At 71.7% G+C, this 11635-nt stretch carries 12 protein-coding genes; all 12 read left to right on the plus strand.

Annotated elements, in window-relative coordinates:
* The 12 genes from OG252_RS12050 to OG252_RS12105 all read left to right on the plus strand — a co-directional run bounded on the left by OG252_RS12050 (nucleotide 1) and on the right by OG252_RS12105 (nucleotide 11572).
* On the plus strand, nucleotides 1-1236 hold the full coding sequence (locus tag OG252_RS12050) for an MCE family protein (RefSeq protein WP_329335810.1): 1236 nt from the start codon (nucleotides 1-3) through the stop codon (nucleotides 1234-1236).
* Nucleotides 1233-2300 carry an MlaD family protein gene (locus OG252_RS12055; RefSeq protein ID WP_329335813.1) on the plus strand — a complete coding sequence of 356 codons (1068 nt, stop codon included), beginning with the start codon at nucleotides 1233-1235 and terminating at the stop codon, nucleotides 2298-2300. Before OG252_RS12050 ends, OG252_RS12055 begins: the two co-directional genes overlap by 4 nt.
* A gap of 77 nt (nucleotides 2301-2377) precedes the next feature.
* Nucleotides 2378-3358 (plus strand): MCE family protein, encoded by a 981-nt coding sequence (locus OG252_RS12060; protein ID WP_329345126.1) that lies wholly within the window; start codon nucleotides 2378-2380, stop codon nucleotides 3356-3358.
* Nucleotides 3355-4467, plus strand: a complete 1113-nt coding sequence (locus OG252_RS12065; RefSeq protein WP_329335815.1) for an MCE family protein — start codon at nucleotides 3355-3357, stop codon at nucleotides 4465-4467. Before OG252_RS12060 ends, OG252_RS12065 begins: the two co-directional genes overlap by 4 nt.
* The gene (locus tag OG252_RS12070) at nucleotides 4464-5753 is read left to right on the plus strand and encodes an MCE family protein (RefSeq protein WP_329335817.1); all 1290 of its coding nucleotides are present in this window, start codon (nucleotides 4464-4466) and stop codon (nucleotides 5751-5753) included. The genes OG252_RS12065 and OG252_RS12070 overlap by 4 nt, the downstream gene beginning before the upstream one ends.
* Nucleotides 5750-7027, plus strand: coding sequence for an MCE family protein (locus OG252_RS12075; protein WP_266449839.1), 1278 nt, complete (start codon nucleotides 5750-5752; stop codon nucleotides 7025-7027). Before OG252_RS12070 ends, OG252_RS12075 begins: the two co-directional genes overlap by 4 nt.
* Nucleotides 7000-7500, plus strand: a complete 501-nt coding sequence (locus OG252_RS12080) for a hypothetical protein (RefSeq protein WP_266449838.1) — start codon at nucleotides 7000-7002, stop codon at nucleotides 7498-7500. Before OG252_RS12075 ends, OG252_RS12080 begins: the two co-directional genes overlap by 28 nt.
* A 27-nt stretch (nucleotides 7501-7527) precedes the next feature.
* The gene (locus tag OG252_RS12085) at nucleotides 7528-8262 is read left to right on the plus strand and encodes a hypothetical protein (protein ID WP_329335819.1); all 735 of its coding nucleotides are present in this window, start codon (nucleotides 7528-7530) and stop codon (nucleotides 8260-8262) included.
* A gap of 153 nt (nucleotides 8263-8415) precedes the next feature.
* Nucleotides 8416-9273 (plus strand): TIM barrel protein, encoded by an 858-nt coding sequence (locus tag OG252_RS12090; protein ID WP_266449836.1) that lies wholly within the window; start codon nucleotides 8416-8418, stop codon nucleotides 9271-9273.
* A 44-nt stretch (nucleotides 9274-9317) separates the two neighbouring features.
* Nucleotides 9318-10211 carry a 2-hydroxy-3-oxopropionate reductase gene (locus tag OG252_RS12095; protein WP_329335821.1) on the plus strand — a complete coding sequence of 298 codons (894 nt, stop codon included), beginning with the start codon at nucleotides 9318-9320 and terminating at the stop codon, nucleotides 10209-10211.
* A 352-nt stretch (nucleotides 10212-10563) separates the two neighbouring features.
* Nucleotides 10564-10809 (plus strand): hypothetical protein, encoded by a 246-nt coding sequence (locus tag OG252_RS12100; protein ID WP_266449834.1) that lies wholly within the window; start codon nucleotides 10564-10566, stop codon nucleotides 10807-10809.
* Between the two features lie 169 nt (nucleotides 10810-10978).
* Entirely contained in the window at nucleotides 10979-11572 is a 594-nt protein-coding gene (locus tag OG252_RS12105; protein WP_329335823.1) for a TIGR04222 domain-containing membrane protein, read from the plus strand.
* Nucleotides 11573-11635 lie beyond the last annotated feature (63 nt).

Below are 11635 nucleotides of genomic sequence, written 5' to 3' on the forward strand. Positions count from 1 at the left end.
ATGAGAGTGGTGAGACTGCGGTTGTACGGCGTGGTGTTCCTCGCCGTGCTGGCTCTGTTGCTGTCCCTGTCCGTCGCCGTCTACCGGCAGGCGTTCACGCCGGTCGTGCGGATCACCCTGGAAGCCGACAGCCTCGGCAACCAGCTCGATCCGCGCGCCGACGTCAAGCTGCGCGGGCTGCTGGTCGGCGAGGTGCGTGAGGTGCGCGCGGACGGGACGAAGGCGACGCTCGACATCGCGCTGAAGCCGAAGCACGTCGCGCACATCCCGTCCGACGTGCACGCACGCCTGCTGCCCAAGACGCTGTTCGGCGAGAAGTACGTCGACCTGGTCGCACCGCGCGGCTCCTCGGGACGGCCCATTCGCGCCGGGGACGTCATCACCCAGGACCGCACCCGCGTCGGCATCGAGCTCCAGCAGCTGATGAACGACCTGCTGCCGCTGCTGCGGACCGTGCAGCCCGGCAAGCTCAACGCCACGCTCGCCGCCTTCGCCACCGCCCTCGAGGGGCGGGGCGACCGGATCGGCGACAACCTCACCCGCGTGGAGGCCTACCTGCGCCGCCTCAATCCGCACCTGCCGTCCCTGCGAGAGGACATCGCACGCTTCGCCGACGTCGCCGAGGTCTACGGCGACGCGGCGCCCGACCTGATGGAGATCCTGCGCAACACCGTGACCACCAGCCGCACCCTGGTCGAGGAGCGGCACCGGCTCGCGTCCGCCCTCACCACGACCGCCACCGTCGCCGGCACCGCCGACGACTTCCTCGACGCGAACGGCGACCGGCTCATCACCCTGGGCCGGGTCTCCCGCCCCACCCTCGCGCTCTTCGCCCGCTACTCCCCCGAGTACCCCTGCCTCCTCGCCGGCCTGGTCCGTCAGGAGGAGGCCTCCGAGCAGGCGTTCCGGGGCGGCAAGATGCACATCACGCTGGAGGTCGTCCGCCGGCAGGGGGCGTACGAGCCCGGCGAGGAGCCCCGCTACGGCGAGCGGTCCGGGCCCGACTGCCGTGATCTGCCCGGTCCGCCGGTACCGGCGCCGGGTGCCCACCTCGACGACGGTTCGAGGAAGGGGAGTTCAGCCGGGCCGCCCGGCGTGTCCGCCACCCGGGCCGAGCAGCGTGCCGTCGGATCGCTCGTGGCGCCCGTCCTGGGCGTGCCCGCCGACGAGGTGCCGCCGGTCGCGACACTCCTGTTCGGGCCGATGGCGCGCGGGACGGCGGTGAGCGTCGCATGAGGAGCACCTCAGCCCGGAGGACCCCAGCCCGGCAGACCGCAGCCCGGCAGACCGCAGCGCCGCTGATCAAGTTCAGCCTGTTCGCCGTGGTGACCGTCCTGGCCACCGCCCTGCTGGCCGCCACCATCGTCAACATCTCCCTCACCCCCGAGCACCGGTATCGCGCGGTGTTCAGCGACGTCACCGGCCTGGAGGAGGGCGACGACATCCGGGTGGCCGGGGTGCGGGTCGGCGAGGTCGAGGACATCCGGATCAGGGACCGGACGCTGGCGGAGATCACCTTCACGGTCAGTGAGGACCGGCCCCTGCTCACCGGCACGGGCGCGGTCATCCGCTACCGGAACCTGGTCGGACAGCGGTACGTCGCCCTGAGCGAAGGCGCGGGCGACGGCACCCGGCTGAAGCCCGGCGCCACCATCCCGCTGTCCCGCACCCAGCCGGCGCTGGACCTCAACGCGCTGCTCAACGGCTTCAAGCCGCTGTTCGCCGCGCTCAGCCCGCAGGACGTCAACCAGCTGGCCACCGAGATCGTCCGGACGTTGCAGGGCGAGGGCGGAACCGTCAACAGCCTGCTCGCGCACACGGCTTCGCTCACCACGACGCTGGCCGGCCGCGACCAGCTGATCGGTTCGGTGGTCGACAACCTCAACACGGTGCTGGAGACCCTCGACAAGCGCGGCGGCCGCTTCTCCGGGCTGCTCAAGCAGCTGCGCCGGGTGATCTCGGGGCTGTCCGCCGACCGCAGGCCCATCGGGGAGTCGCTGGTGAGCATCGGCGACCTGACCGAGGCCACGTCGGGGCTGCTGAAGGACGCGCGCCCGCCGCTCAAGGAGGACATCGCCGAGCTGACCGATCTCACCGGAACGCTGAACGACAACGAGAAGACCGTGGAGGGCGTCCTGAAGCGGCTGCCGAACAAGCTGAACGAGCTGACGGGGACGGCGTCCTACGGCTCGTGGTTCAACTTCTACCTCTGCGACTTCGACGGCCGGATCGTGCTGCCGAAGACGCGGGAAGTACTCACTCCCGACCTGCACGTGGCGAGGGCGAGGTGCGGCGCATGACGAGGCGCGTCCTTTCTGTACGGCTCCCCCGCATCCGGTCCGCAGGGCTCCCCCGCGTCCGGATCCGCCGCCCGCGCCTGACCCCCTTCCGCGAGCGCAGCCCCGTCGCCATCGGGGCCGTCGGCCTCACCACGCTCGCGCTGCTGACCGTGGCCGCGTTCAACGCCGACAGCCTGCCGCTGATCGGCGGCGGCGAGACGTACCGCGCCGCCTTCTCGGAGGCGGGCGGCCTCAAGCCCGGCGACGAGGTGCGGATCGCCGGGGTCAAGGTCGGCGAGGTCAAGGACGTCGATCTGGACGGCGACCACGTCCTGGTCACCTTCAAGATCAAGGGCGACCCTTCGTTCGGCACCGGCACCGGAGCGTCGATCCGCGTCAAGACGATCCTCGGCGCGAAGTACCTCGCGCTGCACCCCAAGGGGCCGGGGCAGCTGAGGCCCGGCACCGAGATACCCCTGCGGCGCACAGTCCCGGCGTACGACGTCGTACAGGCCTTCAGTGACCTCACCACGACGACCGAGGAGGTCGACACCGACCGGCTGGCCACGGCCCTGGACACCATCTCCACCACCTTCCAGGACTCGCCCGCAGAGGTACGGGCGTCCATCAAGGGCCTGTCGAAGATCTCCCGGACGGTCGCCTCACGCGACCAGGAGCTCAGGGAGCTGCTCGACCACGCGAACGGCGTCACGGGCGTACTGGCCGAGCGCTCCGAGGACTTCACCGCCCTGGTGAAGGACGGCGACGCGTTGTTCAAGGAGATCAGCAAGCGGCGCAAGGCGATCCACACCCTGCTGAAGAGCTCCGCCGCGCTCGGCGTCGAGCTGTCCGGCCTGGTCGAGGACAACGACAAGGAGATCGGGCCCGCGCTCAAGGGCCTGGGCCGCGTGGTCGAGATGCTCGAACGCAATCAGTCCAGCCTCGACCGGAGCGTCAAGCTGCTCGCGCCCTACGTGCGGCTCTTCACCAACACCCTCGGCAACGGCCGCTGGTTCGACTCCTACGTCCAGAACCTGGTCGCCGCTCCGGTGGTGCCGCGCACGGGAGGCGCGCAGTGAACAACCTGAACAGGCGCGTGGCCCAGGTCACCGCACTCGCCGTCGTCGCCGCCCTCACCTACGTGCTGTGGCCGCGCTCCGAGCCCGTGCGGGTCACCGCGTACTTCCCGCGCACCGTCGGCATCTACCCCGGTTCGGACGTCCGGGTCCTCGGCGTCCGGATCGGCGAGGTCGAGAAGATCACGCCGGAGGGCGACCGGGTGCGGGTGGAGCTGGAGTACGAAGCCGGCCGCAGGGTCCCGGCGGACGCGCGGGCCGCGATCATCAACTCCTCGGTGGTCAGCGACCGTTACGTGCAGCTGCTGCCGGTGTACCGCGGCGGTCCGGCGCTGCGGGACGGCGATGTCATCCCCGAGTCGCGCACGGCCGTACCCGTCGAACTGGACCGCGTCTTCGACAGCCTGCACACCACGGCCGAGTCGCTCGGCCCCGAGGGGGCGAACAAGGACGGCTCGCTGTCCCGGCTGCTCGGGGTGAGCGCCGACAACCTGGACGGGCAGGGCGCACACCTCAACCAGACGGTCGAGGACCTGTCGGAGGCGGTCACCACGCTGTCCGACGGCCGCGGCGACCTCTTCGGCACGGTGCGCAACCTCCAGGTGTTCACGGCGGCGCTGGCCGCCGACGACAAGAGCGTGCGGTCGTTCAACACCAGCCTCGCCAAGGTCGCCGAGCAGCTCGCGGGCGAGCGTAAGGATCTGGCGGCCGCGCTGAAGAACCTGGGAACGGCCCTCGGTGACGTGTCCGACTTCGTGAAGAGGAACAAGAACTCGCTGACCTCGAACGTGAAGGGCCTCAGCAAGGTGACCGAAGTGCTCGTCACCCAACGGGCGGCGCTGGAGGAGCTGTTGGAGGTCGCACCCACCGGCATGTCGAACCTGAACAACGCCTACAACCCGTCCGCGGGCACCCTCGACACCCGCAACAACCCGAATCAGCCCCAGGATCCGGCCTCCCTGCTGTGCTCCGTGCTGAGGACCACCGGGGACGAGACCGACTGCGAGGAGCTGAGGGACCTGTTCGCCTCCCTGCCCGAGGTGCCGCAGGGCCCGGCGGTCACCGGCACGGTCGACCGGACGCTCGGCGGGATCCTGGGGGCGAGCGCATGAGCGTACGACGCGGGGCCGGGGCCCTCGCCTGGGCGGCGGCCGGCTCGCTGCTGCTGTCCGGCTGCGAGTTCAACGGCTGGTACGACGTCCCGCTGCCCGGCGGCGCTGCCGCGGACGGGCGCGCGTACCGCGTCACCGCCGAGTTCCGTGACGTCCTCGACCTGGTGCCGCAGTCGGCGGTGAAGGTCGACAACGTCACCGTGGGCGCTGTCGAGAAGGTGGAGCTGGACGGCTGGCACGCGCGCGTGCGGCTGCGGATCGCGGACTCGGTGAAGCTGCCCGCCAACGCGGTGGCCGAGCTGCGGCAGACCAGCATGCTCGGCGAGAAGTACGTGGCGCTCTCCGCCCCGACGGGCACAGAACCCGTGGGCCGGCTCGGCGACGGGGACCGCGTCCCGCTGTCCCGCAGCGGTCGCAACCCGGAGATCGAGGAGGTGCTGTCCGCGCTGTCGGCCCTGCTCAACGGCGGCGGAGTGGCCCAGCTCAAGACGATCACGGTGGAGCTGAACAAGGCCCTGGACGGGCGGGAGAACCGGGTCAGGTCCCTGATCGAGGAGCTCAACACGTTCATCGGCGGCCTCGACGACCAGCGCCAAGACATCGTCCGCGCCCTGAAGGCCGTCGACCGGCTCGCGGGGCGGCTCGGGAAGGAGAAGAAGACGATCGCCCGGGCCGTCGACACCATGCCGCCCGCCCTGAAGGTCCTCGCCGACCAGCGGCGTGATCTGACGAGGATGCTCACCGCCCTGTCGAAGCTCGGCGAGACGGGCACCAAGGTGGTCAACGCCTCGCACGAGGACACCGTCGCGAACCTGAAGCAGCTCGCGCCGATCCTGCGGCAACTGAACAAGGCGGGCGATGACTTGCCCAACTCCCTTGAGCTGCTGACCACTTACCCCTTCCCCCGCAACGCGGTGGACGCCATCAAGGGCGACTACGTCAATCTCCACCTCACCGCCGACCTCGATCTGGCAGGGCTCTACGGGAACCTGACGGACGAGCCCGGCTCCGGCGGGGGCAACGGTGACTCCGCCGAGCCGAGCACACCCGGCCTGCCCGACCCACCCGACCTCCCGGACCTGCCAGCCGTCCCGACGCCCACCGCCCTGCCGGACGCACCCGGCCTGCCGTCCCCCTCGGCTCCCCCGGGCGGCGGCGACCTGCTGTGCCCGCCGGTGTGCGGCAGCAGTCACCGCACCGGCAGCGGTTACCGCACCGAGGGCGGCCTGCCCGAGGGCATCGACCTGGAGCTCGCCGAGCTGATGCTGAAGGGGGTTCAGCCGTGATCACCCGTACGGTCAAGGCCCAGCTGCTTGCCTTCGCCACCGTCACCGCGGTCGGGGTGTCGTACGTCGGCGCCGAGTACACCGGCCTGGTGGACGCCGTCCTGGACCGCGGCTACACCGTGCGGGCGGACTTCGCCGGCTCCGGGGGCATCTTCTCCGGCGCCGAGGTCACCTATCGCGGGGTGCCGGTGGGCCGGGTCGGTGCGCTGCGGCTGACCGGCGCCGACGGCGTCTCGGTGGCCCTCGACATCGACGACGGGGCGCCGCGCATCCCCGCGGACGCCCTCGCCGTGGTGGCGAACCGTTCGGCGGTGGGCGAGCAGTACGTCGATCTGCAGCCGCGTACCACCCACGGCCCGTATCTGCTCGACGGCAGCACCATCCCCCGCGACCGCACCCGCGTGCCGCTGCCCGCGACGGACCTCGTGCTCGCCCTGGACCGGCTGGTGAACTCCGTCGGCAAGGACGATCTGCGGGTCACCGTCGACGAGTTGGACCAGGCCTTCTCCGGCACCGGACCGAACCTGAGCCGGCTGGTGGACTCGGGCAACGCGCTCGTCGAGGCGGCGTCCGAGTCGCTGCCCGAAACGATCGCGCTGATCGAGGACTCGCGCAAGGTTCTCGAGACGCAGGCCGACCAGGGCTCGTCGATCAAGTCCTTCGCACGTGATCTGGCGGCGCTCACCGCGCAGTTGAAGTCGAGCGACGGGGACCTGCGCAAGCTGATCGGCAACGCGACTCCGGCCGCGCAGCAGGTGAACTCGCTGCTGAAGTCGACCGGGCCGCGGCTTTCGGTGCTGCTGGCCAACCTGATCAGCGGCGGCCAGGTCACGCTGGCGCGGCTGCCCGGCGTGGAGCAGGCCCTGGTCACCTTCCCGGTGATGGTCGCGGGCAGCTACACCGTCATCCCCGGCGACGGCACCACCCACTTCGGGCTGGTCGTCAACGCCGACGACCCGCCCGGATGCACCCAGGGATACGGCACGGTGCGCCGCGACCCCGCCGACACCGGCACGCGCGAGGCGAACACCGACGCGCGCTGCACGGCACCGCGCGGGAGCGGGACGTCGGTGCGGGGCGCGCAGAACGCCCCCGGCGCGACGTCCGCTTCCGGCGACGCGAACCGGGCGGCGTACGTCACGCCGTACGACCCGGAGACCGGCACCGCCACCGGCCCGGACGGAAGGCTCGTCGAGATCGGCTCGACGGGCGGCCAACAGGCCGTATTCGGAAAGGAGTCGTGGCAATGGCTGCTCGTCGGACCGATGGCATGAAGAGGGCCCTCACCGTGGGGCTGGTGGTGGCGGCCGTCCTCACCACCGCCCTGACGACCTGGTTGGGCCTCGGCCTCCACGATCAGCGCGAGGCGGACCAGCGGCGCCAGGACATCCTCGCCGCCGCCCGCCGGTCGGCGCTGAACTTCACCTCGCTCGACTACCGGCACTACGACCGGGACAGCGCGAACGTGCTCAAGGGCGCCACCGGCGACTTCAAGAAGCAGTTCGCCGCGCAGACCGAGCAGCTGACCGAACTCGTCGCCGAGAACAGGTCCGTGTCCCGGGGCCAGGTTCTCGAAGCGGGCATCGTCCGGTCCGACGAGCACTCGGCCCGCGTCCTGGTCGTCGCCGACAGCGAGGTGACCAACACCGCGGTGCCCAAGGGGGAGGCGCGCACCTACCGGCTGCGGCTCGACCTGGTGCAGCGGGACGGCCGCTGGCTGACCTCCGACGTCGAGTTCGTCGGCTGACCGGCATCACCTGTGAGGAGTACGACCATGGCGAAGACGACGACGCGGGGCCGCGGCTCCGGATCGAGCACCCGGCACACCATGACCGCGGCCGCCCGAGCGGCGGCCAAGCGCGCCGAGCGCGGCCACCGCGAACCGGGCCCGGCCACCGACGAGGAAGCGCCGCTCGCCGGGCGCACCGTGCTCGTCGAGGCCCCGGGGGACGGCTGGGACGACCCGCCGGAGCCGTCGCCGGAGGCCTTCGAGGAGGAGGGCGACGCGCCGCGGGAGCGGGGTGGGCGCCGTCGGCGGAGACTGTTCACCGCGGTCATGGGCGCCCTGCTCGTGGCGGGGCTGGTCGCCGTCGCCGTACTGGGGTGGCAGTACCGGGAGGGACGACGGGCGGACGACGCCCGGGGGGAGGCGCTCGCGGCCGCGCGGAAGGCGGCACCGGTCGTGCTGTCGTACGACTACCAGCACCTGGACCGGGACTTCGCGCGGGCCCGCGGCCATCTGACCGGGACGTTCCGGGACGAGTACCGGAAGACCACGGCCACCGTGGTCGCACCGACCGCGGAGAAGTACCACGGGGTGGTGAAGGCGACGGTCGCCACGGCCTCCGTCGTATCGGCTTCCCCGGACAGGGTCACGGTCCTGCTCTTCGTCAACCAGGTCACCCGGAGCACCCAGGTCTCGGGATCCCGCGTGGATCTGAACCGGGTGCGGATGACGATGACCCGCACCTCGGAGGGCTGGAAGGTGAGTGCCGTCGACGCGCTGTGATCAGTCCGTCCGCCCTGCCCCCGTGCCCCCGCGCGGGGGCTTTTTTGCGTGGGCACTCTTGACACTCCTCCCCGGTCCCAGGCAGTCTTCCGTTAAGCAGAAACTAACTTCCGTAATACGGAAACACAACCACGGAAGGGAGCGCCGGCCCACATGCCAGGTTCTGAATGGGGCACAGCCGCAGAGCAGCGCTTCAACGTCAACCTGTCGATCCTCTTCACGGAACTCCCGCTCCTGGAGCGCCCCGCGGCCGCCGCCGCGGCCGGCTTCGGCGCGGTCGAGCTGTGGTGGCCCTGGATCGACTCCCCCACCCCCGAGCGGTCCGAGCTCGACGCCCTGAAGCAGGCCATCGAGGACGCGGGCGTCCAGCTCACCGGGCTGAACTTCTACGCCGGACAGCTGCCCGGCCCGGACCGGGGCGCCCTGTCGATCCCGGGCGAGGAGTCGGAGCGGTTCCGCGCCAACATCGACGTGGCGGCCGAATTCGCCGAGTCCCTCGGCTGCAGGGCGCTCAACGCCCTGTACGGCAACCGCGTCGAGGGCGTGGACCCGGCCGAGCAGGACGCGCTCGCGCTGGAGAACCTGGTGCTCGCGGCCCGGGCCGCCGACCGGATCGGCGCGATCCTGCTGATCGAGGCCCTCAACCAGCCCGAGTCGCCGCGGTACCCACTGGTGAGCGCACCCGCCGCCGTGGGCATCGTCGACAAGGTCAACCAGGCGTCCGGGCTGGGCAACGCGCGGTTCCTCATGGACCTCTACCACCTGTCGATGAACGGCGAGGACCTGCCGTCGGTGATCGAGCGGTACGCCGCGAAGACCGGCCATGTGCAGATCGCGGACAACCCCGGGCGCGGCGCGCCGGGCACGGGCTCGCTCCCCCTCGAAGACCTCCTCGGCCGGCTCGCGAAGGCCGGTTACGAGGGCTGGGTCGGCCTGGAGTACAAGCCGGGCGACCGTCCGAGCGCGGCAGCCTTCGACTGGCTGCCGGCCGCGGCCCGAGCCGCTCGCTGAGCGGCAACTCACAGACGTAGAACAGCAGTCAGAGAGGCACCCTCATGGCCACGAACCTCCCCAAGATCGCCTGGATAGGCCTCGGCATCATGGGCTCCCCGATGTCCGAGAACCTCATCAAGGCGGGTTACGACGTCACCGGCTTCACCCTGGAGCAGGACAAGCTCGACCGGCTGACCGCCGCCGGCGGCACCGCGGCCGGCTCGATCTCCGAGGCCGTCCGGGACGCCGACGTCGTGATCACGATGGTGCCCGCGTCCCCGCACGTCGAGGCCATCGCGTACGGCCCGGACGGCATCCTGGAGAACGCGCGGTCCGGCGCGCTGCTGATCGACATGTCCTCGATCACCCCGCAGACCTCGGTCGACCTGGCGAAGGCGGCCGAGGACAAGGGCATCCGCGTCCTGGACGCGCCCGTGTCCGGCGGTGAGGCCGGTGCGGTCGAGGCCGTGCTGTCCATCATGGTCGGCGGCGAACAGACCGACTTCGACCAGGCGGAGCCGATCTTCGAGGCGCTCGGCAGGACGATCGTGCTGTGCGGTCCGCACGGCTCGGGCCAGACCGTGAAGGCCGCCAACCAGCTCATCGTCGCCGTGAACATCCAGGCGTGCGCCGAGGCCGTGGTCTTCCTGGAGAAGTCGGGCGTGGACCTGAAGGCGGCCCTCGACGTCCTGAACGGCGGGCTGGCCGGCTCCACCGTGCTGACGCGGAAGAAGGACAACTTCCTGAACCGCGACTTCAAGCCCGGCTTCCGCATCGACCTGCACCACAAGGACATGGGCATCGTCACCGACGCCGCCCGCAACGTCGGCGCGGCCCTGCCCGTCGGTGCCGTGGTCGCCCAGCTGGTCGCGAGCCTGCGTGCGCAGGGCGACGGCGGGCTCGACCACTCGGCACTGCTGCGGGCGGTGGAGCGCCTGTCCGGCGCCCAGGTCTGACGCCCCTCTCCCAAGCTCCGGGCGGCGTCGGTGCTGACAACTGTCCTGTCGCGCCCAGGCGTCGGCGCCGCCCGGAATCCACTCCAGCGCACCCGAACTCCCTGCCCGCCCCGACCACCGGCGACCCGGATGAGGGGTGGTCGACCGGTCATACGGACGCGGGCAGGGCCGGGACCGCGGCGGCGTGCGAGCCAGTGCGGTGGTGAAGGACCGGGGACCCTCTTCTCGACCTGAGAGAAGGGCGTCCCGGGCTCCGTCGCAACCGCCGCGGTCCCAGGATCTCCGGTGGGCGGAGGGATACGGAGGCGTACGCCGGGGTGCGGATCCGCCCCGCCCGCAGGAGCCTGAAGGCATGGCACCTCCGGCACACCCCACGCAGCACCCGCACATCGTGGTCCACGCCCCCGCCCTGGACGGCTCCCGGCGCGTGACCTGGGACGACGAGAACCTCGGCGTCGCCTCCCACCTGGACGACGTGGTCGAACTCCTGCGCCTCGCGGACCTCGACCAGGTCGAGGTCGAGGAGAGCGACATCATCGAATGGCAGGGCGGCGGCCCCGACGACTGGCCGGGACTCTCCGAGCACCACGAGCAGTGAGCCCGTCGGACACGACACCTACGCCACCGGTCGTAGGCGGGCTACGGAACCCTCAAAAGAAGCTCTGAAACGGGCCCGGGAGGCTTCACCAGCCCCCGGGCCCGGGCACATTCTCATCACGCGGGGCCCGCCGGCACGGGGGCGGCGGACCCCGTGCGAGGGGGGTGTCATGGACAGCGGTACGACGGTCCGGCCGGCGCCGCACGAGGTCGCGCTGCTGCGGGGCGGTCCCCGCGCCGCCGTCACGGTCGCCGTTCTCGCCCTGCATCTGCGGGGCTTCGCCGACGCCGGCCGACCGGGGACGGTTCGGGTCTCGGGGGAGCCCCAGGGCGCGGGGCAGGCCCTGTCCGACCTCGACCGGGCCGTGTACGCCTCGCTCCAACAGCCCGTGAGCATCGGGGAATTGGTGCGGCATCCTGCCGTACGCCGGGAGATCGCCGCACTGCGCGACCGGCTGACCGCCGCCGGGCTGCTGCGCACCCTTCCGCCGCAGCGGACCCGCGCCGCCCGGCGCACCCTGGACGCCCTGCGTGCCGAGCACCCGGTCCCCGCCCGCCGCAAGGACCTGCCGACCGCCGACGCCCTCTTCGCGGTCGCCCTGCACGGCGACGCGGCCCTCGCCGTGCTGGTTCCGCGCTTCGCCCTGCGGGCGGGACTGACCGCCCGGGTGGAGGTGGCGGACAGGGGGCTTCGGCGGCACTCCCCGCGCAACCTCGGCGGGGGCGGCGGCTACGGCTGCGGGGACGGCGGCGGCTCGGACTGAGCGCGGACACGCCGGCCCAGCGCACCGGAGGCATGCGGCCCGATCCTGCGATCCGTCGCAAGG

Source organism: Streptomyces sp. NBC_01352 (genome assembly GCF_036237295.1).
Taxonomy (GTDB): domain Bacteria; phylum Actinomycetota; class Actinomycetes; order Streptomycetales; family Streptomycetaceae; genus Streptomyces; species Streptomyces plumbiresistens.

Coding starts and splice junctions, on each gene's coding strand:
- OG252_RS12050 (WP_329335810.1), top strand. CDS start 1: ATGAGAGTGGTGAGACTGCGGTTGTACGGCGTGGTGTTCCTCGCCGTG.
- OG252_RS12055 (WP_329335813.1), top strand. CDS start 1,233: ATGAGGAGCACCTCAGCCCGGAGGACCCCAGCCCGGCAGACCGCAGCC.
- OG252_RS12070 (WP_329335817.1), top strand. CDS start 4,464: ATGAGCGTACGACGCGGGGCCGGGGCCCTCGCCTGGGCGGCGGCCGGC.
- OG252_RS12080 (WP_266449838.1), top strand. CDS start 7,000: ATGGCTGCTCGTCGGACCGATGGCATGAAGAGGGCCCTCACCGTGGGG.
- OG252_RS12085 (WP_329335819.1), top strand. CDS start 7,528: ATGGCGAAGACGACGACGCGGGGCCGCGGCTCCGGATCGAGCACCCGG.
- OG252_RS12090 (WP_266449836.1), top strand. CDS start 8,416: ATGCCAGGTTCTGAATGGGGCACAGCCGCAGAGCAGCGCTTCAACGTC.
- OG252_RS12095 (WP_329335821.1), top strand. CDS start 9,318: ATGGCCACGAACCTCCCCAAGATCGCCTGGATAGGCCTCGGCATCATG.
- OG252_RS12100 (WP_266449834.1), top strand. CDS start 10,564: ATGGCACCTCCGGCACACCCCACGCAGCACCCGCACATCGTGGTCCAC.
- OG252_RS12105 (WP_329335823.1), top strand. CDS start 10,979: ATGGACAGCGGTACGACGGTCCGGCCGGCGCCGCACGAGGTCGCGCTG.